The following is a 25,182-nucleotide window of genomic DNA, read 5'->3' on the forward strand; positions in this document are numbered from 1 at the left end:
AGGGCGGGGCTTGTCGGCCCGATGGCCGCAGGATAGACGAGAAAGATGCTGCAAACCGACCTGCGTCTCGAATGGTTTGTCTCCTTCCTCAGCGTCATCGACACCGGCAGTTTCAGCGCCGCCGCCCGAGCGATCCACGGCTCTCAGCCCCGCGTGAGCATGCATGTCGCCGCCCTCGAACGTGAGGCGGGCGTACCGCTCTTCGACCGTGACCGGCGCCCGGTGTCGCTCACCGAGGCGGGGGTGACCCTGGCCGAGCACGCCCGCATCATGCTGCGCCAACTGGAGGGCGCGGAAGAGGCCATGGCCGCCCACCGGGGCGTGGCACGCGGGGTGGTCACGCTCGGCAGTTACCCCAGCGCAGGTGTGGCGTTCGTGCCCGGGCTCCTTGCCCGTATGGCACGCAACCGCCCGGCCATCAAGGTGATCCTGGTGGAGCGTTCGACGCTGGAGCTGGACGGGGCGATCGCCACCGGTGAGGTGGACATCTGTCTGCGCCCGATGACCCCTCCGCTCGGCTCCTCCGTGGAATGCCTGCCGCTGTGGCACGAGTCGCTGATCGTGGTGCACCGGCCCGATCACCCCCTGGCCGCGCTGCCCGAACCGCTGCCTGTGACGGAGGTGGCGGAGCATCCACTCATCACGATCGGCCGGCTCGGCTCGCCGGACACCATGGGCTTCGAGACCTACAAGGCGTTCCGTGAACGCGGCTACGAGCCCAACGTGGTGCAGGCCACCAACCAGCCGCAGACGCTGATCTCCCTGGTCCGCAGCGGCCTCGGTATCGGTGTCACCAACATGCTCGCCGTGTCCACCGCCGATGCCCACGGGGTCGTGGCGCGCAGACTCGACGTGCCCTGCGGCCGACGGGTCGGGGTGCACTGGAGCGCGACCGGCCCGCTGACCCCGGCGGCCCGCACTCTGCTCCGCGAGATCGAGGCGTCCGGCGTACCGTCCGGAACCCGCAGGATCGCTCCGAGAAATACCCGGGCACAGCAACGCCGCTGAAACACCGCGGCCTTTCCCGGACCATTCGACAATCGAATTCGGGTATCAGGAAGCCGCTCTTCACGCCTCCTGGCGGCGTCTCTATCGTTTCGGTCGTTCCCGTGCGCTCCGCGTCTTTCGCGCACTCCGTCCAGTACGGCCGAGGAGGAACTGCCATGAAGAAAAGCAGATCCCGTGTCTCCCTAGCGGTCGGTATTTCCGTCCTGCTGACCGGAGGTCTCGGGATCACCGCTTTCACTCTGAACGAGCCGGCGGCGAACGAACCGTCGACGGCCCGGATGCCGAAGGAGCGTGCCGCGGTCGCCGACCGGGGCCCTGCGCAGCAGCGAGCCGCACAGTCCGAGGTCAACCCCGTCGCATCGAAGGCGCAGGTGACGGCCATGACCGCGGACTGGAAGGGGGCACGCCTCCCCGACGGCCGCCCGAAGGTGTCCGACGACATCCTGAAGCGCATGAAGGTCGTCTCGACCGAACAGGCCTGGGGATTTCTCGACGGCAAGGGATATCGCAACCAGTTCGCCGGCGAGTGGAAGACGATCCACTCCGACAAGGCCGTCATCGGACGGGCTCTCACCGCCCAGTTCATGCCGAGCAATCCGGCACTCGAGAAGAGAATGACCGACGCCGGGCACGCGGCCGGCCATGACGGCCAGATGAACACCTGGCCGATCGAGATGCTCGAGAAGCGCGACGTGTATGTCGCCGACGGATTCGGAAAGGTCAAGGACGGCACCCTCATCGGCGGGAATCTGGGCAGCGAGATCCACGCCAGAACCGGCACCGGAGTCGTCTTCGACGGCACGGTGCGCGACCTGGAAGAGCTGTCCGAGATCAAGGGATTCAACGCCTTCGTACGCGGTTTCCACCCGTCGTACATCAAGGACGAGATGCTGACCGGCGCCAACACCACCATCCGGATCGGCGAGGCCGTGGTCATGCCCGGCGACATCGTGCTCGCCAAGCAGGAGGGCGTGGTCTTCATCCCGGCACAGCTGGCCGGGGATCTGGTCGAGGACGCCGAAGTGACCCTGCTCCACGACCTGTTCACCAAGGCGCGGCTCGCCGACGGCACCTACACCGCCGGGGAGCTCGACAAGGGATGGGACGACCTCGACCAGAAGATCAGGGACGACTTCGTCGGCTGGCTGAAGGAGAAGAAGGACGATCTGCCCGTGCCGCCCGAGCGGGTCCAGGAAATCATCGACGGTTCGAAATGATCCCGGACCCACCGGAGTCAGGAGAAAGCCATGCGCGATGAGGCACACAGCGCCGAGGTGACGGACGCCCCCGAAGACCGGCCGTCGCGGCTCGGCAGGCGCGCGATGCTGGGACTCTCGGCCGCCGGCCTCGGCGGACTGAGCCTGGGCGCTCTGGCGTTCCGGCCGGTCGAGGACCAGGTCGACTACCTCACCCAGAAGGTGAGCCGGGCGTCGAAGCCCTCCCAGCTCAAGATCACGGACATGCGGGTGGCGGTACTCAAGGGCGTTCCGTTCACCAGTCCTGTCGTCCGGATCTCCACGAACCAGGGCATCAGCGGATACGGCGAGGTGCGCGACGACGCGGACAAACGCTACGCACTCGAGCTCAAGAACCGCCTCGTGGGCCAGAATCCGTGCAACGTCGAGAAACTCTTCAAGCGGATCAAGCAGTTCGGCAACCACGGCCGCAGGGGCGGCGGAGTCTCCGGCGTCGAGATGGCGCTCTGGGACCTGGCCGGCAAGGCGTACGGAGTGCCCGTCTTCCAGATGCTCGGCGGTGCCTACCGGCGCAAGATCCGTCTCTACACCGACACGACGGAGTCCGAGGACCCCAAGGAGTACGCGAGCCGCATGAAGGACCGCGTCGACAAGGGCTTCACGTTCCTCAAGATGGACCTGGGCATCGAACTCATAGCGAAGAAGCCGGGCACGATCGTCGGCAAGGGCCTCTGGAAGGGCAATCTGGAGCAGTACGACGAGACTCCCGGTGGCTACGGCCAGACCGAGCACAACTTCACCATGGTCCAAGTCACGGACAAGGGCATCGACTTGATGGCGGAGTACGTGGAAGCCGTGCGGGACGCGGTCGGCTACGACATCCCGCTCGGCATGGACCACACCGGCCACTTCGACGTGAACACGGCGATCCGGCTCGCCCGCCGCTTCGAGAAGTACAACCTCGCGTGGATGGAAGACCTGGTGCCCTGGCAGTACACCGACGACTGGAAGGAGATCACCGCGGCCATCAATGTGCCGACCATGACCGGCGAGGACATCTACGGTCTCGAGGCCTTCCGGAAACTGTGTGACGCGGACGCCGTCGACATCATCCAGCCCGACCCCGCCACCGCGGGCGGGATCCTGGAGACCAAGCGCATCGGCGACTACGCCAGGGAGAAGGGCAAGCCGATGCCGCTCCACTACGCGGGTTCCCCGGTCGGTGCGATGGCGTCCGCGCATATCGCGGCGGCCAGCGAGAACTTCATCGCGCTCGAGTACCACGCGACGGACGTGCCGTTCTGGAACGACCTGGTCGATCAGGACGAGCCGCTGATGGAGAAGGGCTGGTACCACCTCACCGACAAGCCGGGGCTGGGCATCGAGATGGACGAGAAGGAGATGGAGAAGCATCTTGCCGATGGCGAGAAGCTGTTCGCCCCCACTCCCGAATGGGACAAGAAGGTCACCCACGACCGGACCTGGAGCTGACAGGAGGCGGGCCCTGCGCACACGGTGCAGCGCCCGCCCCGTCCGTCTCGTCCCGCCTCCCCGTCCGGGGAGTGGGACGGCTGTGCGGACACCCTTGTCGAGCGGGAGCACCACGAGTATTTCAGTAATCAACATCACGGACGGACGGCCCGCAGCCGACGGCTCCCTCGGGCAGTCGGTCGACAGACTGTCGGTCGAGGGACAGCTCAGGAGGCCGGTTTGGACTTCTCCAGCGTCTACAACTACCGACTCGACTGGATCGCCAGCTTCGTCGCAGTCGCCCAGAAGGGCGGATTCTCCGCCGCGGCCAAGGCGCTCTACCGCTCCCAGCCCCGGGTGAGCAGCCACATCGGGGAACTCGAACACGTCCTGGGGGCCCGGCTTTTCGACCGTTCCGTGCAGCCGGTGGCGCTGACTCCGGAGGGCCGGGCCCTGCTGCCGCACGCCGAGGAGGTCCTGTTCAGGATCGACGCCTTCTCCGATGTCGCGGAGGGCGCGGACGGGGTGGTGCGCGGCGAGGTGCGCATCGGCATGTATCCCAGCGCCGCCGCCTTCCTGTATCCGCCGCTGGTGCGGCAGCTGCGCCGGCAGGCCCCGACCGTGGGCGCCACTCTGCGCGAAGGGGCGACGCTGTCGCTCGAGAGTCTGCTCAACTCGGGAGAGATCGACCTGGCGATACGGCCGGTGCTGCCACTGGTGAAGGACGACCGGCTGGTGAGCACCTGGCTGTGGAGCGAGCCACTCGTGGCGGTGGTTCCGACGGGGCATCCGCTCGCCGGGAGTTCGTCGGTGACGCTCCAGCAGATCGCCCCGTTCCCCGTCATCACGGTCGGCGAGCCCACGGAGGAGTCGCCGCGCCACTTCGAGACCGATCTGGCGCTCGCCGAGTCGGGTGTCCGCCCGGTGGTCGCGTTCCAGACCAACCAGCCCCAGACGCTGGCCTCGATGGTGCGCGGCGGTCTCGGAGTCGGGATCACCAACGCGCTGGCCATGCTGACGGCCAACTGCGACGGCGTACGCCTGATCCGGGTCGCCTCCGGCCACGTCAGCAGGCACGTGGCCCTGTGGTGGCGGGGCGACCGGGCAGGGTCGGCCGCCGTCGACCTGGTGCGGGAAGTGATCGGCGCACTCCCCACGCCGCGGATGCAGTCCATCGACGACCCCGACAGCACCCGCCCGGACCCGCCCTGCTCCCGCGAACGGGCCTCCGCCGCCGACCCCGCGGCCCGAACTCCCGAGGAACACAGCGGAGTCACGGGGACGAGTCACCCGCGACCGTGAGGTGCCGGCCCGCCGGTGACGGCGCCTCACCCTCCGCCCGGTCGCCCGAGCGCCTCCCACAACTCCTCGGGCACCGGGCACCGGGCGAGTCGAGCGGCCGACTCGACCCTGCCGGGACGGCTGACACCCACCACGGTCGAGGCGATCCGCGGATCACGGGTGGAGAACTGCAGCGCCGCGGCGGCCGGCGGGACGCCGTACTGCTTGCAGATGTCCCTGGCCTCTCGCGCCCGTCGCACGGTCGCCTCGTCGCCGCCGTGCCGGCCCGGGCCCTTCGCGAGGATCCCGCCTGCGAACGGCCCTGCGTTGAGGACGGCGAGGCCGGCCCGGTGTGCCGCTTCGATCAGCTGGTCCGCGGACCGGTCGAGGAGCGTCCATCGGTGGTGGACGAGCAGCACCTCGAAGAGCCCGGTCGCCACGAACCTGGCCAGCGGCCCGACGGCTCCGCCCGCCAGACCGATGTGCGCCGCCAGGCCCTCGTCGCGCATTCTGACCAGTTCCCTGACCGGCCCGCCCGGTGCCATCGCATCGGCGAAGGCGAGATGCTCGGGGCCGTGCAGATAGACGAGCTTCACCCGGTCGACGCCCAGCCGTTCCAGGCTCCCCTCGAGCGTGCGCCGCACCTGCGCGGCGGAGTAGTCGCCGGTGAGCGCGTCCCGGTCCACCTTGGTCGACAGTACGAAGCCGTCCGGGAGCCCGCCGGACTGCGCGAGCGCGACGCCGATGCGCCGTTCGCCCGCCCCGTCGCCGTACGCCGCCGACGTGTCGAGGCAGCCGAGGGGGCTGCGCAGGATCTCCCGCACGGTCCGTACGGCGCGCGTCGCGTCGACGTCGTAGCCGAAGACGGCCGGCATCCCCGCCAGCGGACCGCCGCCGAAGGACACCGCCGGGACGCGAAGGCCGGTCCCGCCCAGGCGTGTGCCGGCGCCCGTCCTCACCGCACCACCGCGAGCCGCGGTACGCGACCCCGCTCGTGCCACCCTTGCCCGATCCACTCCATCGCACCCTCCCCGGTCCTGTGACCCAGAGGTTCCGACGGAACGCGCCGCGCTGTCGCCCGTTATCGGAGCAGCGGATGGCGGCTATTCGCGGCTCGCCGGTGCGGTGACCGCTGCCGTGATGCGCACGAGGATCGACGACCCCGCCCCTGGCCGACGGGGCTCAGCGCAGGCCGAGGGTCGCCACGAGGATCGCCTTGATGGTGTGCAGGCGGTTCTCCGCCTCGTCGAAGACGACCGAGTGCGCGGACTCGAACACCTCGTCCGTCACCTCGAGCGAGTCGAGGCCGTACTGGTCGTGGATCTCCCGCCCGACCTTGGTACCCAGATCGTGGAACGCCGGCAGGCAGTGCAGGAACTTGACGTCCGGTTTGCCCGTGGCCCGCAGCACGTCCATCGTCACGGCGTACGGCCGCAGCGCCTCGATCCGCTCCGCCCAGACCTCCTTCGGCTCCCCCATCGACACCCAGACGTCGGTGGCGACGAAGTCCGCCCCGGCGACGCCCTCCGCCACGTCCTCGGTGAGCGTGATCCGGGCACCGCTGACGGCGGCGAGCTCCCTGGCCTGCGCGACGACCTCGTCCGCGGGCAGGAAGCCGCGGGGCGCGACGATCCGTACGTCCATGCCGAGCAGCGCGCCGGTGACCAGGTACGAATTGGCCATGTTGAAGCGGGCGTCGCCGAGGTAGGCGAAGGCGATCTGCTCGAGCGGTGCGGCGCTGTGCTCGGCCATGGTGAGGACGTCGGCGAGCATCTGGGTGGGGTGCCAGTCGTCGGTCAGGCCGTTGTAGACGGGGACGCCGGCGTGCTCGGCGAGTTCCTCCACGGCCTGCTGGCTGTCGCCGCGGTACTCGATCGCGTCGAACATGCGGCCCAGTACCCGTGCCGTGTCCTTCACCGACTCCTTGTGCCCGATCTGCGATCCGGACGGATCCAGATAGGTGGTCGACGCGCCCTGGTCGGCGGCGGCCACCTCGAAGGCGCAGCGGGTACGGGTGGAGGTCTTCTCGAAGATCAGCGCCACGTTCCGCCCGGTCAGGCGCCGCTCCTCGGTGCCCGCCCGCTTGGCGGCCTTGAGCTCGGCAGCCAGCGCGACGAGTCCGCGGAACTCGTCGGCGGTGAAGTCCAGCTCCTTGAGGAAGTGGCGGCCGGTGAGGTCGGTGGACATGAGCGCTCCAGGGGGACGGACGGGCAAGGACAGTCGATGATGGAAGTCTATACGATCGATAGAATTCTTATACGGTCACGGCTGGGGACCCGCGACTCCGCCCCAGGAAGCCTCCGAAAGTCCCCGAACGGCCACCGGAGATTCCCCAGGGCCCTGAAGCCCCCGCCATCCGCGCCCGTCAGCCGACCGGATCCCGCTGTACCGGACAGCTCATGCACCGAGGCCCGCCCCTGCCCCGGCCCAGTTCGCTGCCGGGGATCTCGATGACCTCGATGCCCTCCTTGCGGAGGTGGGTGTTGGTGGTCGAGTTCCGCTCGTAGGCGACGACGACGCCCGGTTCGACGGCGAGCACGTTGCAGCCGTCGTCCCACTGCTCGCGCTCCGCCGCGTGCACGTCCTGCGTCGCGGTCAGCACCCGGATCCCGCTGAGGCCGAGCGCGGCCGCGATGGCGCGGTGCATGTGCTCCGGCGGATGGTCGGTGACCTTCAACTCCCGCTCTCCCACTCCTGGTTCGATGGTGTACGAGCGGAGCATGCCGAGACCCGCGTACTGCGTGAAGGTGTCACCGTCGACCATGCTCATCACCGTGTCGAGGTGCATGAACGCCCGCCGCTTCGGCATGTCGAGCGCCACGATCGTGGTCGCCGACCCCGCGGCGAACAGCTTGTGGGCCAGCATCTCCACGGCCTGTGGCGTCGTCCGCTCGCTCATGCCGATCAGCACCGCTCCCCTGCCGATCACCAGGACGTCTCCGCCCTCGATCGTCGACGGAAAGTCCTTCTGCCCCTCCGACCATCGGTGGAACGGCCCTGCCTGGCCGCCCGCGAACAGCGGATGGTGCCCGTAGATCGCCTCGAAGTGCACGGTCTCGCGCTGCCGCGCCGGCCAGCGCATGGCGTTGATGGACACCCCGTCGTAGATCCAGGCCGAAGTGTCGCGGGTGAACAGATGGTTGGGCAGCGGGCCGAGCAGGAAGTCGTCGAGCTCCATGGCGTGGAAGCGCACGGAAGTCGGCTCCGGGTGTGCGCTCAGATACTCCCGTTTCGTCATCCCGCCGACCAGGGCGTCCACCAGGCGTTCGGACGGCAGCGCGTCGAAGGCGCTGCGCAGGATGTCGGTGGCCAGCGGCCCGTACTCCTTCTCGTCGAAGACCCGGTCGAGGACGAGGCTTCTGGCGGCCGCGACGTCGAGCGATTCGCGCAGCAGGTCGGTGAAGAGGTGCACGGTCACTCCGCGGTCCCTGAGGACGTCGGCGAAACCGTCGTGCTCCTGGCGGGCGCGGCGCACCCACAGCACGTCGTCGAAGAGCAGTGCGTCCTTGTTGGTCGGAGTGAGCCGCTTGAGCTCCAGATCGGGCCGGTGCACGATGACGCGCCGCAGGCGCCCGGTCTCGGAGTCGACGTGGAATCCCATGGCCCCATCCTTCCCCGCGCCGCCCCCGCACGCGCGACTTCCGCGAGGACGGATGGTGGGCCGGCGGTCGCCGCAGCGGCGGCCAACTGCCGTACGCCCGGCGTGACACCGCCCGGTGCGTGGGCGCTCCTCCGGTACGGTCGTCGGCGCCCATCCCCGTACGGAGGCGAGAACAGCATGTGTGCCGCGACGTTCCCGGTGCCGGCGCAGGAGATCCGGGACCGGCTTGCGCAGGACGCGGTCCCCGGACGCGCCGCGCAGGAGAAGCAGTACCTGCGCAGCGAACTCGAGCACATCGGCGTCCCGCTGCCCGCCCTGCGGACCGTGGCGCGGGACGTGGTCCGCGCCTGTCCAGAGCCGAGCCGGGAGCAGATCGCCGGGCTCGCCCGAGCGCTGTGGTCGCGGCCCGTCCACGAGCACCGGTCGATCGCGCTGCTGCTGCTCGCCGGCTGGGTGGACCGGCTCCGGGAGGAGGACACCGCGCTCCTGGACGCCTTGCTGCGGGAGTGCGGGACATGGGCCCATGTCGATCTGCTCGCACCGTCCGTGTCCGGGCGGATGCTCCTGGACCGGCCTCGGGTGGCGGACGCGGCCCGCCGCTGGGCCGCGGATCCGGCGCAGTGGGTGCGGCGTGGCGGCATCCTGACGTTCCTGCCGGCGCTGCGCCAGGAACAGCAGTTCCCGCGCTGGTTCCCGGTGTTCGGGGAGGTGGTCGATCCGCTGCTCGGCGACGACCGCTTCTTCGTGCGCAAGGCGATCGGCTGGATGCTGCGGGAGGGCACCAAGCATCACCCGGGGCCGGTCGCCGAGTGGCTCGGCGACCGGCTCGACCGGATCTCCGCGCTGACGCTGCGGGAAGGCGCCCGCCGGCTGCCGGAGGCGGACGCCGCGCGCTTGCTCAGCGCTCACGCCGAGCTCCACCCGAACAGGCCCCGCCGCCGCTCGTGAAACCGGCGGCGGGACCCTGCCTTCACAGCCTCGGGTCCACCGGCTCCGACTCCAGGGCGAGCACCGCGAACACCGCCTCGTGCACCCGCCACAGCGGCTCCCCCTCGGCGAGCCGGTCCACCGCCTCCAGACCGAGCGCGAACTCCCGCAGGGCGAGCGACCGTTTGTGCCCGAGGAAGCGGCTGCGCAGCCGCTGCAGGTTGTCGGGCCTGGTGTACTCGGGACCGTAGATGATCCGCAGGTACTCCCGGCCGCGGCACTTGATGCCGGGCTGGACCAGCCGGCCGCGGCTGTCGCGCACCACGGCCTGGACCGGCTTCACGACCATGCCTTCGCCGCCGCGGCCGGTCATCTCCAGCCACCAGTCGATGCCTGCGGCTACGGAGGCCTCGTCGCCGGTGTCCACGTAGAGCCGGCGGGTGGTGCGCAGCAGTCCGCTCGTGTCGTGTTCGACCATGCGGTCGATCACGGCGAGCTGCTCGTCGTGCGGCAGCGCGGTGAGGCTCCGGGCGCTGGTGGCGAGGATCTGGAACGGCGCGAGCTGCACCCCGTCGAGCCCGTCGGTGGTCCAGCAGTAGCGCCGGTACGCCTCGGTGAACGCGGCCGCGTCCGTGGCCCGTTCACCTTGGCGGTCCAGAAGGTCGCCGGTGTCCACGCCGCGGGCCTTCGCCGCCTCGAGCGCGGCCACCGCCGCGGGCAGGGCCGCGCCGGAGGCCGCGCCCACCGCCGCGTACTGCGAGCGGAGCAGGCCAGAGGCCTTGAGCGACCAGGGCATCAGCTCGGCGTCGAGCAGCAGCCAGTCGGCCGACTCGCCCTCACCCGGGCCGAGTTCGCCCCAGAGTCCGGCCGCGGTGACCGCGGCGCGCAACCGCGCCAGGACCTCCTCGGTGACGGTGGGGTCGTCGAAGAAGGGGCGTCCGGTGCGGGTGTAGACGGCGCCGGTGGGCGCCCCGGCCGCCTCGTCGAGGCCGAAGGACTCCGCGGCCGTCGCGGCGTCGCGGCACAGCAGCACCACCGCGCGCGAGCCCATGTGCTTCTCCTCGCACACGACCCGTCCGACCCCGTCCGATGCGTACTGGGCGAACGCCTCGGCAGGATGCTCCAGGTAGCCCTCCCGCCCCGAGGTCTCGGTGGGCGCCATCGTCGGCGGCAGGTACGGGAGCAGCCGCGGGTCGACCGCGAACCGGCTCATCACCTCGAGCGCCGCCGCACCGTTCTCCTCACGCACCGAGACCCGGCCCATGTGCCGGGTCTCCACGATCCGGCGGCCCTGCACATCGGCGAGGTCCAGCGGCCGGCCCTGGTGCCCGCCGGGTGCCTCGGTGGCGAGCGGCTTCACCGGCTCGTACCAGACCTGTTCGGCGGGTACGTCGACGAGTTCGCGCTCCGGCCAGCGCAGCGCCGTGAGCCGGCCGCCGAAGACGGCACCGGTGTCCAGGCAGATGGTGTTGTTCAGCCAGCTGGCCGTCGGCACCGGGGTGTGGCCGTAGACCACGGCGGCGCGTCCCCGGTACTCCTCGGCCCACGGGTAGCGCACCGGCAGGCCGAACTCGTCGGTCTCGCCGGTGGTGTCGCCGTACAGCGCGTGGCTGCGGACCCGGCCGGAGGTGCGGCCGTGGTACTTCTCCGGCAGACCGGCGTGGCAGACGACCAGCTTGCCGCCGTCCAGGACGTAGTGGCTGACCAGTCCGTCGATGAACTCCCTCACCTGGCCCCGGAATTCGTCGCTCTCGTCCTCCAGCTGGGCCACGGTCTCGGCGAGGCCGTGAGTGTGCTGGACCTTGCGGCCCTTGAGGTAGCGGCCGAACTTGTTCTCGTGGTTGCCCGGCACGCACAGCGCGTCGCCGGAGCCGACCATGCTCATCACCCGGCGCAGCACTCCCGGACTGTCAGGGCCGCGGTCGACCAGGTCGCCGACGAAGACGGCGGTACGGCCCTCGGGATGCGAGCCGTCCACGTAACCGAGCTTGCCGAGCAGGGTATCCAGCTCGGAGCGGCAGCCGTGGATGTCGCCGATGATGTCGAATGGCCCGGTGAGGTGCCCCAGGTCGTTGTAGCGCTTCTCCAGGGAGATCTCCGCGTCGTCCACCTCGTCGACGCCGCGCAGCACATGCACCTTGCGGAAGCCCTCACGCTCCAAGTGCCGCAGCGAGCGCCGCAGTTCACGCTGGTGGCGCTGGATGACGCGGCGGGGCACACCTGCCCGCTCGACGCGCCCTGCGTTGCGCTCGGCGCAGACCTCCTCGGGTACGTCCAGCACGATCGCGATGGGCAGTACGTCGTGACTGCGGGCCAGCTGGACGAGCTGCTTGCGGCTCTCCGACTGGACGTTGGTCGCGTCCACGACGGTGAGGCGGCCTGCTTCGAGGCGCTTTCCGGCGATGTAGTGCAGGACGTCGAAGGCGTCGCTGCTCGCGCTCTGGTCGTTCTCGTCGTCGGCCACCAGGCCGCGGCAGAAGTCCGAGGAGATGACCTCGGTGGGCTTGAAGTGCTTGCGGGCGAAGCTGGACTTGCCGGAGCCGGTGGCGCCCACGAGTACGACGAGGGAGAGGTCGGTCACCGGGAGCCGGCGGGCCTCGCGGCGGCGGGACGGGGCGTCGGTTCGTCGCTCGGTGTCACTCATGCTGCCTCGTCTCCCTTCGTGATGGTCGAGGTGGTGGTCGGCGCTGGGGCGGTGGCGTCGTCACGCCGGGTGAAGACGGCCATCTGGGTGGGCGGACCGACCTCCGGGTCGTCCGGTCCGACCGGGGTGAACTCCACGGCGTATCCGTGCCGTTCGGCCACCTGCCGCGCCCAGGCGCGGAACTCTGCGCGGGTCCACTCGAAGCGGTGGTCACCGTGCCTGCTGTGCCCGGCGGGCAGCGACTCCCAGCGGACGTTGTATTCCACGTTCGGCGTGGTCACGAGTACGGTCGTGGGCCGCGCCGAGCCGAACACCGCGTACTCCAGGGCGGGCAGCCGGGGCAGATCCAGGTGCTCGATGACCTCGCTGAGCACCGCGGCGTCGTATCCGGTGAGCCGCTTGTCGGTGTAGGCGAGCGAGCCCTGGACCAGCTTGACCCTCGCCGCACGGCGGTCGCCCATGCGGTCCAGCTTGAGGCGGCGCGAGGCGATGGTCAGGGCCCGTACCGACACGTCCAGACCGACGATCTCGGTGAACCGGGTGTCCTTGAGCAGCTCGTGCACCAACTGGCCCTGCCCACAACCGAGATCGAGCACCCGCCCGGCACCCGCCGTACGCAGCGCGGCGAGCAGCGCCTCGCGCCGCTGCACCGCGAGTGGGACGGGCCGCTCCTCGGTGTCGGTGTTCTCGTCCACCGCGTTGTCGATCTCCTCGACCTGACTGTCGTCGGTCTCGGCGAGGCGTACGAGTTCGAGCCGCTCCATGGCCGCACGGGTCAGCGACCAGCGTCGGGAGAGGTAGCGGCTGGTGATCAGCTTCTGCTCGGGGTGCTCGGCCAGCCAGCCGTCGCCCGCCCTGAGCAGCTTGTCGACCTCGTCGGGCGCCACCCAGTAGTGCTTGGCGTCGTCGAGGACCGGCAGCAGGACGTACAGGTGGCGCATCGCCTGGGCCAGGACCTGCTCGCCCTCGAGAACCAGTCTCACGTAACGGGACTCGCCCCACTCCGGGAACTGCTCGTCGAGCGGCAGCCGGGTGGCCTCCACACTCCACCCGAGCGGTTCGAAGAGCTTCGCGACCAGCTCGGGGCCGCCGCGCGCGGGCAGCACGGGGATCTCGATACGCAACGGCTGCGGCTGCCCGACCAGTTCGGGCCGGGCGACACAGGTGCCCTGCAGGGCCGACTTGAAGACCCGGCCGATCGCCACGGCGAGCAGCGAGGAGGCCGCGTACGGGCGGTCGTTGACGTACTGCGAGAGCGCCGAGTCGGGGGCGCCTCCTCTGCCCTTGCCCTTGCCGCGCCGTACGAGCGCCACCGGGTCCACCTCCAGGAGCAGCGCGGCGGCGCACCGCTCCTCGGACGCCTCGGGATAGAAGACGTGCGCGGTGCCGTGCGAGGTGGAGAACGCCTGCGTCTTCTCCGGATGCTTGTGCAGCAGAAATCCGAGATCGGTCGCGGGTCGCTCCGGGCTGCCGGTGGTGCTGATCGTCAAGAACACCCGTCCGAGTATGCGACGCCACGTCCGCCATGGCGAGAGACTTTCCACGACGCCTGTCCGGCGGGCGTGAGCCGCACTGCGACGAGGCCCCCGGCCGGGACCAAGGTCCCGGGGATCGGGGTCTTTCGCAGGGACGCAGGACCGATGGCCCCGCCCTTCCTCCGGCATCGGCTGCCGAGAATGGCGACAGGGCAGTGACCGACGCGGCGAGCCTGCCGCGGCCCATCCCGTCCGGCCCGTCCTGGTGCCGGAGCTCGCCGTCGACAGGAGGCTCGTCTTGCTCGTCATCGACTCCCGGCGGACCAGCGCCGCCCTGCCCCGCAAGGAAGCCTCCGCGTTCCTCAAGGAGAGCTGCCCGTGGGCCGACGAGGACGCGGTGCTCCTGGTCATCAGCGAACTGGTCGGCAACGCGATCCGCCACACCGACGGACCGTGGCGGCTGTGCCTGCAGCAGAGCGGGGCGGCACTGGTCGCGGACGTGGAGGACGCCGGATCCGCGATGCCGGTTCGCGTGCAGCCGGACGCCGACCGGGAAGGCGGTCGCGGCTGGCACATCGCCGACCGCCTCACCTCGGAGCTTCAGGTGATCCCCCACGACGACGGCAAGACCGTGCGAGCGGTCTGGCATCGACAGCACACCGCCTGATCGGCGCGCTCACGAAGGATGTTTGCGACCATGCTCGACCTCGCCGGCCGGCTCGGTGCACGCAGCGCTCGCCGTCACGACATGCTCACGGCTCGCGCCGTGCGGATCGTGCGTCTGCTGCCGCTGCCACTGATCATGGCGGGCGCCGCCTTCTACCTGTTCACACCCGCGGGGTTCACTTCGCCGCCGTTCTTCGAGACCGCGCCGCTACTGATCGCCCCCTTCTACTCGCTGCGCGGAACCGTGGCGGTGGCCGCCCTGGCCCTCGCCGTACAGGTCGTGCTGGAGCTGGACAACGGGACGGCGGGCGACCCCTCCGCGATCACCGAGATGGTGACGCAGCTGCTGGTGGGCGGCATCGCCGTGGCCCTGCACGTGATCGTCGCGGGGCACAGCCGGCGTCTCGCCACGGCGCGGGGCATGGCCGAGACGTTGCAGATGGCCGTACTGCCGCGTCCCCCGCGGCAGGTGGGCTCGCTCGATGTCGCGGCCCGGTACGAGGCGGCCGAGGCGGACGCCCTGATAGGCGGCGACCTGTACGTCGTACAGGAGACGCCGTACGGCGTGCGCCTGCTCGTGGGCGATGTGCGCGGGAAGGGCATGCAGGCGGTCCGGGCGGTGGCCCACACCATCGGCGTCTTCCGCGAGGCGGCCGAGCAGCAGTCCGACCTCGCGGTGGTGGCCGACCGTCTCGACCACGCGGTCCAGTGCGGGGCCCGCCTCGCCGACGGGCCGGCGGTGGTCGAGGGTTTCGTCACCGCGGTCCTCGCCGAGGTCGACCGGGAGCGGGACCTGCTGCGCGTCGTGAACCGCGGCCATCCCGGGCCGCTGCTCCTGACACCGGGTCACCACGCCGGCAAGGGCTTCGGTACGACCGCTCAGCTGCAGGTGCGGACCGTGGAGCCGAGCTCGGCGTCGCTGCCCCTGGGAATGGGCGATCTCGGCAGCGGACCCACGGAGTCGGTCGAGGTTCCCTTCCCTCCGGGGGCGACCCTGCTGGCCTTCACGGACGGCCTGAACGAGGCGCGCGACCGGGACAACACCTTCTTCGACCCGGTCACCGTCCTGCGGGACCACAGGTTCACGACCCCGGAGCACGTCCTCGACACCTTGCTCGAGGCCGTGCACCGGCACACGAACGGACGCCAGACGGACGACCTGGCGCTCCTCGCCGTCACCCACCGCCAGGGCACGGCGCCCGACTGAGCCCCGTCCTCGAACCGCCGTCCGCCGGGCGACGCCTGGCATCACACCAGACGCCGCCCGGTCGCCTTCCGGCGACGACGGCAGTACGAGCACAGCGGCCTAACGCCGTGTGGGCCGCCGGTTCCTGAACCAGAGGGTGCCGCCCAGGGCTGCGATCAGCCCTGAGCCGAGGGCGATGGGCGCCAGCGGAAGATCGTCGCTGGACCCTCCGAGACCGCCCTGGACACCACGGCTCGGCGCGGGGTTGGTCGGGGTGGCTGTCGGGGTCGGGGTCGATGTCGTGGATGCGGAGATGTTGATGGAGTAGCTGGACACGCTGCCCTCGCAGTCGACCTGCACCGGGTGAGCGCCGGCGGAGGCGCCGGAGCGGATCTTCGCCGTACCCGTGTAGATACCGGCCGAGCCGGTCGAGAGCGGCACGACGGAATCGAACACCTCCGACGTCGCGGTCGCGGACTCGGCCTGGCAGCCGCCGGACACCGAAAGGATCACGGAGTCCCCGGGCTTCGCCGGGTTCGGCGTCGCGGAGAACGACGGCTGCTCGTCCGCGAACGCCGACGGCACGGCGAGCGACAGAGCGGTGACAGTGGTCAGGGCGGCAGTGGCGGCTGCGGATATGACGCGCATGAGTCCTCGATCCGGGCGCGGCCGGACGGGTCGGGTCTCGGGGAACCGCGCGCCTTCACCTACCTGCATGGCAGGCCCGCTCCCCTGCGGCGACTCGAAGCGGCGCCACCTGGAGTAGCGCTCCGAGCCGCAACCCGGCCCCGCCGAGCACACAACTCGGCCTCAAACGAGGGGTGTTCGTCAGCGGTACTGAGCCGGGCGGGTGGCTACCGAATGGTGTGGCGCCGAATGGCGGTGGCACAGCACGGCATCGGGTCCACGTACGCGGGCCCGGACGAGCCGGCTCTCCTCACGGCGACGACGCACTGTCGTCGCTGTACAGGTGGCAGACGGGACCTTCGACGTGGTCGGCGTGCGCGCCGTTCGAGGACCCGATCATGCGTTGCACGGCTCTGCGGGCCGCCTCTCCCGCGATGTTGGCGGCCGGCTGGATCTCCTCTCGGGGCGTGCGATGGGGGGCGTCAGGTGGCGGCGGGTTCGCCAGGTCGGCCGTATCGGTGAACGCGGCCGCGGTGGGAAGCGCGAGAGCGGCCAACGCCGCGGCGGCGATCAGCACGGCCCGCAGCCGGATACCCGTACACAAACCGGTGCCGTACCGGGCAGGTTCAGACTGCGGCGTGGACGACCGCGCCGGGCTCGGTGAACGAGGCTCTGGGAGTGCTCACGCACTGATGGACGTGGGCCGTGGCTATCGCGGAGCGGGAAGTACGCATGACGAAAGAGGCCCTCTCGGGTCGGTTTCGGTGGAAGCCGCCCCATTGCGGCACATCTACAACTCCGGGCATAGACGGACTAACCACCCGAAGGAGATGTGGCGACACTAGCACGGCCAAATGGTGCATCTCACTTCAGATATGGAACTAAGACGCAAAATCTCCTGCCTCGTCGGCGATCGACCGGACGACCGGCACGCACCGCCAGGCAGCGGACGCCGCAACACGCCACGACCCCGGCTACGCGAGAAGCCGAATTAATATGATGATAATTCGCGAATGCGCCCTTATGTCCGCTCGTGGTCCGTCGCTTCGACGCTCATCTCCGCCCTGGTCCTCGGCGGCTGTGCCCCCGCTTCGTCCCCGGCGGACACCGGGCACGATCGGAGCCCCGAGGTCTCCGCGCCCTCCGCGCGCAAGGGACCTCCCCACCCTCGCTCCGCACCGATCCCGCAGTTGGGCAAGCAGATGGAAGACTCGGTGAGCCGTCTCGGCGCCCGGCAGGTCGTCGTGGTGCAGGGCGAGTCCCCCGAATCCAGCTACGCGACGGCGAACCTGTACGAGTACGACGCGAAGCAGGGCTGGCACCGAGCCGCACAGCCGTGGCCGGCCCGCAACGGCCAGCGCGGCTGGACCGGGGCCCACACCGCGGGCGACCGAAGCACACCGGTCGGGGTGTTCGGGCTGACCGACGCCGGCGGTCTGCTGCCCGACCCCGGCACCAAGCTGCCCTACGACCAGGACTCGGCCTACAACATCGACGGAGTCGGCTTCCTGGGCGAGCCCCTCGAGGGGGCGTTCGACCACGTGGTGGCCATCAACTACAACCGCAACCCCGGCACTCCACCGAGGGACCTCAGCCGCCCGATGGGGGCCGAACGGGGCGGGGGCATCTTCATCCACGTCGACCACAAGGGGCCGACGCAGGCCTGCGTGGCGCTGGCCCGGGACAAGATGCGCGCGCTCCTGAAATGGCTCGACCCGGCGAAGAAGCCGGTCATCGCCATGGGTGACCCCGAGGCGATCCTGCGGTAGCCGGGTCGGACCGAGCAGCGGCCGCGGGCCGAAACCGCGATGCCCGTCACCGGGCGGTGCCCGGCGCCCCTTTCGGGGAACCGGGGCCGCACGGTGACGGGCATCGTCCGGTCAGCGGTCCTCAGTCGTCCTCGTTCGCCCCGGAGGCGTCGAGGTACCGGTTCACCGTGTCCGCCGTGTCGCCCGACGGCAACGCGGCCATCCTCGGCAGCAGTTGGGCGGCGATCAGCGTGGACAACGCCGAGTTGTCACCGCCGCTCCCACCGTCCGTGCGGACGACCACCGGCTGCGGCGCCTTGGACGCGAGCTCGGCGCCCACGTCGAGGCGGCGGCGGGCCAGCTCGTACTGCAGCACCGCCCTGTTGTCGCGGTAGGCCTTGGCCAGTGCGCGCTGGGCGCGGGCCTCGTTCTCCGCGGAGATCAGACCGCTGCGGCCGCGGGTCTCGATCTCGAAGCGCACCCGCTGGGCGTTGGTCTCCTGCTCCTCGAGGAGCTGGGCGACCTCCTCGCGTGCCCGGTTGAGCGCGGCCTTCACCTCGACGATGCGGGCGTCGCGCACCTTCTTGGCCCGCTCGATGTCCATGCCCAGGCTGTCGATACGGCGCTTGCGGATCAGGCCCCACTCCTGCTCGTAGGCCGTCCGCTCCTTGGCGACCCGCTCACGGGTGGCCAGGTGCTGCTGGTACTGGGTCGGCAGCTGGACGTCCGGGATGTTGCAGCCGGTGATGCGGACGCCGTAGCGGTCCAGTTGCCGGTTGAGCAGCTCCTGCATGTCGGCCACGTCCGAGCCGCGCAGGTCGTAGGCCCGCTCGGTGCGCATCTTGCGGGCGCGCTGACGGATGGCGTCCTGGACGGCACTGGAGAGGACCAGGTCGAAGTTGCCAGCGCCGATGGCGCGGACGAACAGCACCGCGTCCGTGATGCGGAACTTGAGGAAGAACTCGATCGAGCGCAGCGGCACGTTCTCCTGCGTCGGGCAGGCCATCACCGGTGCGGAGTACGGGATCTCGGTCGCCGTGTCGACGACGAAGTCCACCCTGGACCACGGGTGCCACAGGTAGTGGCGGCCGGCGTCGAGCGTGCGCGTGACCGCGCCGTACCGGGTCAGAACGCCGTTGGTGCCCTGCTCGATCTCGACGATCGAGGAGCGCCACCACCAGAGCGCTCCGATGATCAGGAGCAGGGCTCCGCCGGCGTAGGAGAGGCCGGCGAGTGTGCCGTAGGCGACGTCGGCCGCGCCGTCGGCGTCGGATTCCTTGATCGTCAGCATCACGCCCATGAGCAGGGTGAACAGGCCGAGCCACAGCGGGAGCATCCACCACAGACGGCGGCTGTTGCGCGGGATGATGACCGGGATCAGGGTGCCGGCCTCGCCGCCGCGGAGCAGCTGGGCGATATTGCTCCAGGGCGCCACGGCCTCGGAGATGACCGACCTGCGGTCAGTACGTGCGGCGCTCATTCTCCGGCCTCCTCAGTGTGGTCCTGGCCCTCGGTCAGCCGCTCGCCCGGGAAGGCCACGGATGCGGGCCCGGTCTCGTACGAGCCATCGGGGACGGTCGGTGCGGCCCCGTCGGGCGCCACCACGGGGACTCCCCCGGGTTCGGCGTCCGGGGTGGCGGGCACGGTGGGGCGCTCCGCCTCGCGCAGCTCCTCGATCTCGCCCTGCCGCTCGGCGATCCGCGCGGCCACCTCGTCGAGGCGCGACCGCATGGTGGCCATGTCGGACTCGGTGAACAGCTCGTCGCCGCGCTCGCCCACCAACTCCCGTGCCAGCTGCAGGAAGTCGACACCGGCAGCGCCGCTGCCGTCCGCTCCGCCGATCCGGACCAGCCGCGGCAGGTGGTCGGCGACCTGCTCGAGGGTGTCGAGGATCTGCTGCTGGTAGCGGTACTCGAGGATCTCCGGGGCCTCGGCCGCCGTGACCGCCCGGATGTCCAGCGCCTGCGCCTCGAGCAGCGCCGCGTTGGCCTTCGCCTCCGACTCGGCCTGTACATACCGCTGACGGGCCAGCGCCTGGGCGCGGTTGGTCTCGCGCTCCACCGCGGTGTCCATCTGCGCCTGGTACTGGGCGATGTCGGCCTGGATCGCGGAGAGCGTCTCGTGGCTGGTGGCCAGTTCCTTGCTCAGGTCACCCTCGTCCTGCTCCTTGCGGAGCATGAGCGCGTACTCGTGGGTGTACGCCTCCTTGGCCATCCGCACCATCTCGGGTGCGGCGAGGTCCATGCGGTAGGCGCGGTCGGCGGGCTCCGCGTGCGTGATGTTGGCGTTGGTCAGTTCGACGGCGGGGCGGAACTGCTGGTTCAGCTGCTCCAGGAGCCGGCTGGTGTCCTCGCCGACCATGTCGTAGATGCCGGCGGCCTCCTGCTCGTAGATCAGGCTGCGGATGGTCTCGCTGACCGCGTTGCTCAGCTTCTCCTCGAAGCCGCGGACGGCGCCGAGGGTGTAGACGAACTCGGTCGGGTCGCTGATCCGGAACTGGATGAACAGATCGATCGACGCCTTCACGCCGCCCTTGGTCGGAGCCTCGCGCACGGGGGCGTTGAAGGGGTACTCACGCGTGGTGTTGACGATGTAGGAGACCCGCTTCCACGGGCTGATCAAGGTGACCCTGCCGGGCCCGACGACCTTCTCCAGCTTGCCGAAGCGGGTGATCAGGGCCTGGCAGCCGTCCGGCACCATCACCATGCCCTGGCGCCACCAGATGAAGGCGACGGCGAGCACGGCGATGACCCAGTAGTGGATACCGAAGAGCGGGTTGGTGAGCGGGGAGTCGTCGGCGGCCGAGACCACCGCGGTGCCCACGGCTCCGATGACGAGCAGGCAGAGCACCGGCAGCATGCTGATGAAGGAGCGGCCCTTGGGCAGCACCATGGGGCAGATCGCGTGGACCTTCTCGCCGTCCTCACGCTTCTGCTCACTGCGGTTGAGCGCCTCGCCCGCCTCGTCGAGCGAGACGGTCTTCTGCGCCATCACCGTGGCGATGGAGCCGCCCTGTTCACGGGCCGCCGGGAAGTCGGCGGGGTCCATGCCTTCTTCCCGCGGCTCGTACGACTCCGAGTCGTCGTCACCCATGCCCCGCGACCGTCCGGCCGCATCTCCGGCGCGCCGCCGGACCTCTTCCTCCGCCGCCTGCCGCGGGTCGGACCCGGAGGCTACTGCTCCGACCACCCTGCGCACGCTCTGCGCCTTCGCTCGCGCCACTGCGTCCCCCTTATTCGTTTCCGTCGTTCTGTTGCACCGGACGGCTGCTGCGCCGGGCGCGCGCACCATCTCATCACTGTGGGCGGATCGCGCAGGATAGCGGGGGAACGATCGTGACCACTCCGGTGCCGCAGCAGGCTCACTCACCCCGTCCCGCACGGGCCGCTACCCGCCGGCCGCCCCGTCACACTCCCGAGGCGGTGGCCGTCGACGAAGCCGCCGCCCCTGAAGCGTTGCGGTCCTGTCGTTCGGACCAGCGTGGAAAGGCCCCGGTAGGCGCGACCCCACGCCGGCCGGGAGAGCTGACCGGACCGAGGGGCCTCCTACCCCAACTGTCCGCCCACCTCGTTCGCGATGAGCTCCAGGTGGTCGAGGTCGTCCAGGTCGAGGATCTGGAAGTAGATCCGTTCGGCGCCGATCTCCGCGTATCGGCTGATCCTGTCGACGACCTCGGCGGGCGAGCCGGCGAGGCCGTTGGCCTTCAGTTCGTCCACGTCCCGGCCGATCACCGCCGCCCTGCGGGCCACCTCCGCGTCGTCCTTGCCCACGCAGGCCACCAGGGCGTTGGAATACACCAGTTCCCCGGCGCGGCCCGCGGCCTCGGCAGCCTGCCGCACCCGGCCGAACTGACGCTCACTGTCCTCGATGGACGCGAACGGCATGTTGAACTCGTCCGCGTATCGTGCCGCCAGGCGTGGGGTGCGCTTCGCGCCGTGGCCGCCGATCAGGACGGGCGGCTTCGCCTGCGCGGGCTTGGGCAGCGCGGGCGAATCGGACAGCTGGTAGTGGTTCCCGTCGTAGTCGAAGGTCTTGCCGCTCTCGGTGGCCCACAGGCCCGTGACGATCGCGAGCTGCTCCTCGAGCCGGGGGAATTTCTCCTTCGGGAAGGGGATGCCGTACGCCGTGTGCTCCTGCTCGAACCAGCCTGTTCCGAGGCCGAGTTCGACCCGCCCGCCCGACATCTGGTCGACCTGCGCGACCTGGATCGCCAGTACTCCCGGGAGTCGGAAGGTGCCGGCCGTCATCAGGGTGCCCAGGCGGATCCGGCTGGTCTCCCGGGCCAGGCCGGCCAGGGTGATCCAGGCATCGGTCGGGCCGGGCAGACCGTCCCCGTCGCCCATGCGCAGATAGTGGTCGGAGCGGAAGAAGGCGTCGAAGCCGAGGTCCTCGGTGGCCTTGGCGACGGTGAGCAGTGTGTCGTACGAGGCCCCCTGCTGGGGCTCGGTGAAGATGCGAAGATCCATGTCCTCCATCCTGCACGCTTGGGCCGGTCACGGCGGGCCGGCCAGCGGGTCGGGCGCGACGAGTCCCTGCTCCCGGGTGGCGAGGCGGCGCAGCATCTCGAGCACTCGGTCCCTGGATTCGTCGGCAGCGTCGATCGACTCGATGCACTGCCAGTAGTAGAGGTCGGCGTCCGCGGAACAGGCCACTGCGACCAGGGCGATGCCGACCTCGCCGAGCAGGGTCCCGAGACCGGTCAGCGCCTCGCGGATGTCGGCGACCCGGGAGAGCCGGGCCGCCCGTATCTCCCCGCCGCCTGGAGGCCGGGCGTCGAGCGTGCCGCAGCCGCGACCGCTGACCTCGCTCAGTCCGAGGGCGTCGCCGCGCAGTTCGGGCGGGCCGGTGACCGCGAGTCTGCCGCCCACCGCCTGGGCGAGGGCCTGTGCCTGCCAGGCCTCACTCATGATGCCCGGCACCTGCTGGCTCGCGGCCAGCGCGCTCCTGCACTCCCTGATCAACCGCACCGCGTCCATCACGACTCCCCCGTCCGTCCCGGCGGCACACTCGCCGCCGCACCCGCCCGGCTCACACCGGCTTCTTCAACTCCACTACCCAGAGTGAGTGTTGAGAGACCGAAAGGCCAGAGGAATACGGAAATCTGTGGACAGAAGTTCGACTGTGGACAAGTCCGCCACTCCAGAGAGTGACGATCATGCGTCTATTGACGCCCTCGGCGTGCCCGACGACCGCTTCAGGGCACCGACGGAGGCCGATGCTTGCCGATGACCGGGGCACCGGCCGCGCGGTCCGAACTCACCGGAAACCGCGCCTCGTTACGCTCGATCTTCGCCGCCAGCGCGTCCAGTGGATCGATGCCGAGCACCTCGCAGAACTGCAGCAGGTACGCCAGCACATCGGCGACTTCATCGCGCACCCGGTGCGCTGAGTCCGGCTCGCCCATCACCCGGGCCGACTGCTCGGGCGTCAGCCACTGAAAGATCTCGACGAGTTCGGCCGCCTCGACACTGAGCGCGGCGGCCAGATTCTTCGGCGTGTGGTACTGCCCCCAGTCACGCGCCACCGCGAACTCGGCGAGTCTGCGCTGCAACGCCGCGAGATCCTGCTCCTGCTTCCGGTCCTGCTGCGGGTCCTGCTGCGGCTCCCGCTCCCTGCCCTGTTCCTGTCCGAATTCCGTCACGCTCCAGGTCTACCACCGTCAACCCCTCCACTCCGTCCGCCCAGGAGGCGTCCCCGACGGTGGCCACCAGTCCGATGTGCCCGCGCTGTTCGGCGACACCGGCCGCGAGCCCGGCGAGGAGGCGGGCCTGGCGGCGGTCCAGGCTGCGGTCGAAGCCGTCGGCCAGCACCGTGAGCGTCTGGAACGCGCCGGGCACCTCGGCGACCGGATCGACCTGCAGCACGCCCGGCCCGGTGAGCAGCACGAGCGCGAGCGCGACAAACCTCAACTCCCCGTCGCCGAGCCGCTCCAGCGGAGTACACGCACCACGCGGATCCGAAGTCTCCGCCGACGCCGCACGGTCCAGCACGGCCCGCACCGTCCCGTCACGCAGCACCTCCGCCCGCAGGTCCGCCACCGACCCCGCACAGCCCCTGCCCACCGCGCCGACGAGCGCCGCGTGCCGCCGGCCGCATTCGGTACTGGTACGCCTGAGCACCTCCGCCAGGTTGTCGCAGCCGCGCAGCAGCCGCCCCTCGGCCACCGGCACCGGTGCCCGCATCACGGAGGGCCGCGGGTCGCAGCCGAAGACGGAGCGCAGCGCGACCACGACCTGCTCGGCCGCCGCCAGGACCAGGCGTTCGCCGTCCGTGCGGCCGGCCACCCGTAGCGGAAGCAGCGCGGTGCCGAGCCGGTCGTCGGGCAGCGGCCCCTTGGTGACCTGGGCAGTTCCGCCGGTGTGCCAGGCGGCGTCGACCGTACGGCGGGCCGGATCACGCAGCGCCGAGGCGAGCAGCACCTGCCCGCCCACGGTCAACCGCTCGCCGACGAGCCGCAGTTCAGGTTCGGCCTGCACGGCCAGGTCGAGCCGGACCGGCCCGGCCCCGCCGTCCACCGTGCAGCCGATACGGAAGCCGCGCCGCCGCTGCCGGTCGGGACGCGCGCTCTCCGGGACGCAGTCGTCCACGTCGGGGAACACCTCGTCGAGCGTGCCGCCGGCCGCGAGCCCGGCCAGCGCCTCGTAGGCCCGCAGAGCGGTCGTCTTACCGCTGCCGCTCGGGCCGCACACCAGGGTGCACGGCCCGAGCGCGAGGACCGTTCCCCGGTGCGACGCGAAGGCGGAGAGCCGCAGTTCGCTGAGTGCGGGTCCGGCCGGGCGTACGTCGGCCGCGGGGGCCTCGCAGTGGGCTGTCATGCCTCAGGACGCTATGCGGCCCGCCGACCGGCGAACCGTTTTGCCCCGGTGACCTTCCTACGATCGAGGGATCGTCGTCCCCTCCACGAGCCCTTGCACCTCGGTGCCGGACGGTGCCAGGAGGAAGACGTTCCGGTCGACCCGGTGCATCGCGCAGCCGCGGCCGAGTACGACGCCGCTGCTGAAGTCCAGGACCCTCCTGGCCACTTCGGTCTCGGCGCCCGACAGGTCGAGCAGTACGGGCGTACCGGTCATCAGCGTCTGGGCGACCTCGCGGGCGTCGGCGAACACGTTGACCCGCAGCACCACGAAGCGCCGCCTGGTCTCTGTCTCGGCATCGGGCAGAGCCCGGTGCCCGGGCCACGAGGGCCATTCGTTGCGGCTGCGCAGTGGTACGACCTGGGCGAGCCCCTCCCACTGTTCGTCGGTGACGTCGTGGCTGTTCAAGGCCCCACCCCGTCCGGGTTCGCACTGTCGGTCTGCACGGCTCAATTCTTACGCCATTCACCCGATCGGCCCAACCTCGACACGGCCTTTG

Annotated in this window: 22 protein-coding genes; 8 read left to right on the forward strand and 14 right to left on the reverse strand. The window is 70.5% G+C overall.

From position 1 onward, the window contains the following. The first annotated feature begins 45 nt into the window (after positions 1-45). The 4 genes from DSC45_RS12840 (at position 46) to DSC45_RS12855 (ending at position 4,976) form a co-directional block, all read left to right on the forward strand. Positions 46-1,008: a LysR family transcriptional regulator gene (locus DSC45_RS12840; RefSeq protein WP_119290279.1), complete on the forward strand. Its 963-nt coding sequence runs from the start codon at positions 46-48 to the stop codon at positions 1,006-1,008. A 155-nt stretch (positions 1,009-1,163) separates the two neighbouring features. Next, positions 1,164-2,225: an RraA family protein gene (locus tag DSC45_RS12845; protein ID WP_205571317.1), complete on the forward strand. Its 1,062-nt coding sequence runs from the start codon at positions 1,164-1,166 to the stop codon at positions 2,223-2,225. A gap of 30 nt (positions 2,226-2,255) precedes the next feature. Then, positions 2,256-3,695: a mandelate racemase/muconate lactonizing enzyme family protein gene (locus DSC45_RS12850; RefSeq protein WP_119290281.1), complete on the forward strand. Its 1,440-nt coding sequence runs from the start codon at positions 2,256-2,258 to the stop codon at positions 3,693-3,695. Positions 3,696-3,914: 219 nt separating this feature from the next. Beyond that, the gene (locus tag DSC45_RS12855) at positions 3,915-4,976 is read left to right on the forward strand and encodes a LysR family transcriptional regulator (protein ID WP_162929206.1); all 1,062 of its coding nucleotides are present in this window, start codon (positions 3,915-3,917) and stop codon (positions 4,974-4,976) included. Positions 4,977-5,002: 26 nt separating this feature from the next. Here the strand turns inward: DSC45_RS12855 and DSC45_RS12860 are convergent, their stop codons facing one another. The 3 genes from DSC45_RS12860 to DSC45_RS12870 form a co-directional block, all read right to left on the reverse strand. Beyond that, positions 5,003-5,830: an aldo/keto reductase gene (locus DSC45_RS12860; protein ID WP_119290576.1), complete on the reverse strand. Its 828-nt coding sequence runs from the start codon at positions 5,828-5,830 to the stop codon at positions 5,003-5,005. 307 nt (positions 5,831-6,137) lie between these two features. Continuing rightward, on the reverse strand, positions 6,138-7,142 hold the full coding sequence (gene argF, locus DSC45_RS12865) for an ornithine carbamoyltransferase (RefSeq protein WP_119290285.1): 1,005 nt from the start codon (positions 7,140-7,142) through the stop codon (positions 6,138-6,140). 178 nt (positions 7,143-7,320) lie between these two features. After that, complete coding sequence (locus DSC45_RS12870) at positions 7,321-8,556, reverse strand: arginine deiminase (protein ID WP_119290287.1); 1,236 nt, start codon at positions 8,554-8,556, stop codon at positions 7,321-7,323. 177 nt (positions 8,557-8,733) lie between these two features. Between DSC45_RS12870 and DSC45_RS12875 the strand changes: the two genes are divergently transcribed. After that, positions 8,734-9,504, forward strand: coding sequence for a DNA alkylation repair protein (locus DSC45_RS12875; protein WP_119290289.1), 771 nt, complete (start codon positions 8,734-8,736; stop codon positions 9,502-9,504). Between the two features lie 22 nt (positions 9,505-9,526). Here DSC45_RS12875 and DSC45_RS12880 read toward each other — a convergent pair whose 3' ends face one another. Both DSC45_RS12880 and DSC45_RS12885 read right to left on the reverse strand, forming a co-directional pair. Next, positions 9,527-12,127 carry a polynucleotide kinase-phosphatase gene (locus DSC45_RS12880; RefSeq protein ID WP_119290291.1) on the reverse strand — a complete coding sequence of 867 codons (2,601 nt, stop codon included), beginning with the start codon at positions 12,125-12,127 and terminating at the stop codon, positions 9,527-9,529. Continuing rightward, positions 12,124-13,623, reverse strand: a complete 1,500-nt coding sequence (locus DSC45_RS12885; protein ID WP_119290293.1) for a 3' terminal RNA ribose 2'-O-methyltransferase Hen1 — start codon at positions 13,621-13,623, stop codon at positions 12,124-12,126. Before DSC45_RS12885 ends, DSC45_RS12880 begins: the two co-directional genes overlap by 4 nt. Positions 13,624-13,900: 277 nt before the next feature. Between DSC45_RS12885 and DSC45_RS35705 the strand changes: the two genes are divergently transcribed. Further along, positions 13,901-14,269: an ATP-binding protein gene (locus tag DSC45_RS35705; RefSeq protein ID WP_162929207.1), complete on the forward strand. Its 369-nt coding sequence runs from the start codon at positions 13,901-13,903 to the stop codon at positions 14,267-14,269. A gap of 30 nt (positions 14,270-14,299) precedes the next feature. After that, a complete protein-coding gene (locus DSC45_RS12895; protein WP_240434606.1) occupies positions 14,300-15,475 on the forward strand; it encodes a PP2C family protein-serine/threonine phosphatase in 1,176 nt (391 codons plus the stop codon). A 99-nt stretch (positions 15,476-15,574) separates the two neighbouring features. Here the strand turns inward: DSC45_RS12895 and DSC45_RS12900 are convergent, their stop codons facing one another. Both DSC45_RS12900 and DSC45_RS12905 read right to left on the reverse strand, forming a co-directional pair. Further along, the gene (locus DSC45_RS12900; RefSeq protein WP_119290297.1) at positions 15,575-16,102 is read right to left on the reverse strand and encodes a hypothetical protein; all 528 of its coding nucleotides are present in this window, start codon (positions 16,100-16,102) and stop codon (positions 15,575-15,577) included. 289 nt (positions 16,103-16,391) lie between these two features. Beyond that, positions 16,392-16,685: a hypothetical protein gene (locus tag DSC45_RS12905; protein ID WP_119290300.1), complete on the reverse strand. Its 294-nt coding sequence runs from the start codon at positions 16,683-16,685 to the stop codon at positions 16,392-16,394. Positions 16,686-17,094: 409 nt separating this feature from the next. Between DSC45_RS12905 and DSC45_RS12910 the strand changes: the two genes are divergently transcribed. Next, positions 17,095-17,850 carry a L,D-transpeptidase family protein gene (locus DSC45_RS12910; RefSeq protein ID WP_119290302.1) on the forward strand — a complete coding sequence of 252 codons (756 nt, stop codon included), beginning with the start codon at positions 17,095-17,097 and terminating at the stop codon, positions 17,848-17,850. A 121-nt stretch (positions 17,851-17,971) separates the two neighbouring features. Here the strand turns inward: DSC45_RS12910 and DSC45_RS12915 are convergent, their stop codons facing one another. The 7 genes from DSC45_RS12915 to DSC45_RS12945 all read right to left on the reverse strand — a co-directional run bounded on the left by DSC45_RS12915 (position 17,972) and on the right by DSC45_RS12945 (position 25,091). After that, positions 17,972-19,309, reverse strand: coding sequence for an SPFH domain-containing protein (locus DSC45_RS12915; protein ID WP_119290304.1), 1,338 nt, complete (start codon positions 19,307-19,309; stop codon positions 17,972-17,974). Next, the gene (locus DSC45_RS12920) at positions 19,306-21,051 is read right to left on the reverse strand and encodes an SPFH domain-containing protein (RefSeq protein WP_119290306.1); all 1,746 of its coding nucleotides are present in this window, start codon (positions 21,049-21,051) and stop codon (positions 19,306-19,308) included. Before DSC45_RS12920 ends, DSC45_RS12915 begins: the two co-directional genes overlap by 4 nt. Positions 21,052-21,374: 323 nt before the next feature. Continuing rightward, positions 21,375-22,295, reverse strand: coding sequence for an LLM class F420-dependent oxidoreductase (locus DSC45_RS12925; RefSeq protein ID WP_119290308.1), 921 nt, complete (start codon positions 22,293-22,295; stop codon positions 21,375-21,377). Between the two features lie 27 nt (positions 22,296-22,322). Beyond that, a complete protein-coding gene (locus DSC45_RS12930; protein WP_119290310.1) occupies positions 22,323-22,805 on the reverse strand; it encodes a DUF6099 family protein in 483 nt (160 codons plus the stop codon). A gap of 218 nt (positions 22,806-23,023) precedes the next feature. Further along, on the reverse strand, positions 23,024-23,380 hold the full coding sequence (locus DSC45_RS12935; RefSeq protein ID WP_240434607.1) for a nucleotide pyrophosphohydrolase: 357 nt from the start codon (positions 23,378-23,380) through the stop codon (positions 23,024-23,026). Then, a complete protein-coding gene (locus DSC45_RS12940; RefSeq protein ID WP_240434608.1) occupies positions 23,343-24,644 on the reverse strand; it encodes an AAA family ATPase in 1,302 nt (433 codons plus the stop codon). Before DSC45_RS12940 ends, DSC45_RS12935 begins: the two co-directional genes overlap by 38 nt. A 57-nt stretch (positions 24,645-24,701) precedes the next feature. Beyond that, a complete protein-coding gene (locus tag DSC45_RS12945; protein WP_119290314.1) occupies positions 24,702-25,091 on the reverse strand; it encodes a cell division protein SepF in 390 nt (129 codons plus the stop codon). Positions 25,092-25,182: the final 91 nt, after the last annotated feature.

It is taken from the genome of Streptomyces sp. YIM 130001 (assembly GCF_003574445.1).
GTDB lineage: Bacteria > Actinomycetota > Actinomycetes > Streptomycetales > Streptomycetaceae > Streptomyces.

Bases quoted from the DNA above. Each gene is read 5' to 3' on its own strand.
- DSC45_RS12840 (WP_119290279.1), top strand. From the start codon at position 46: ATGCTGCAAACCGACCTGCGTCTCGAATGGTTTGTCTCCTTCCTCAGC.
- DSC45_RS12845 (WP_205571317.1), top strand. From the start codon at position 1,164: ATGAAGAAAAGCAGATCCCGTGTCTCCCTAGCGGTCGGTATTTCCGTC.
- DSC45_RS12850 (WP_119290281.1), top strand. From the start codon at position 2,256: ATGCGCGATGAGGCACACAGCGCCGAGGTGACGGACGCCCCCGAAGAC.
- DSC45_RS12860 (WP_119290576.1), bottom strand. From the start codon at position 5,830: ATGCCGGCCGTCTTCGGCTACGACGTCGACGCGACGCGCGCCGTACGG.
- argF (WP_119290285.1), bottom strand. From the start codon at position 7,142: ATGTCCACCGACCTCACCGGCCGCCACTTCCTCAAGGAGCTGGACTTC.
- DSC45_RS12870 (WP_119290287.1), bottom strand. From the start codon at position 8,556: ATGGGATTCCACGTCGACTCCGAGACCGGGCGCCTGCGGCGCGTCATC.
- DSC45_RS12875 (WP_119290289.1), top strand. From the start codon at position 8,734: ATGTGTGCCGCGACGTTCCCGGTGCCGGCGCAGGAGATCCGGGACCGG.
- DSC45_RS12880 (WP_119290291.1), bottom strand. From the start codon at position 12,127: ATGAGTGACACCGAGCGACGAACCGACGCCCCGTCCCGCCGCCGCGAG.
- DSC45_RS12895 (WP_240434606.1), top strand. From the start codon at position 14,300: ATGCTCGACCTCGCCGGCCGGCTCGGTGCACGCAGCGCTCGCCGTCAC.
- DSC45_RS12900 (WP_119290297.1), bottom strand. From the start codon at position 16,102: ATGCGCGTCATATCCGCAGCCGCCACTGCCGCCCTGACCACTGTCACC.
- DSC45_RS12910 (WP_119290302.1), top strand. From the start codon at position 17,095: ATGCGCCCTTATGTCCGCTCGTGGTCCGTCGCTTCGACGCTCATCTCC.
- DSC45_RS12915 (WP_119290304.1), bottom strand. From the start codon at position 19,309: ATGAGCGCCGCACGTACTGACCGCAGGTCGGTCATCTCCGAGGCCGTG.
- DSC45_RS12925 (WP_119290308.1), bottom strand. From the start codon at position 22,295: ATGGATCTTCGCATCTTCACCGAGCCCCAGCAGGGGGCCTCGTACGAC.
- DSC45_RS12930 (WP_119290310.1), bottom strand. From the start codon at position 22,805: ATGGACGCGGTGCGGTTGATCAGGGAGTGCAGGAGCGCGCTGGCCGCG.
- DSC45_RS12940 (WP_240434608.1), bottom strand. From the start codon at position 24,644: ATGACAGCCCACTGCGAGGCCCCCGCGGCCGACGTACGCCCGGCCGGA.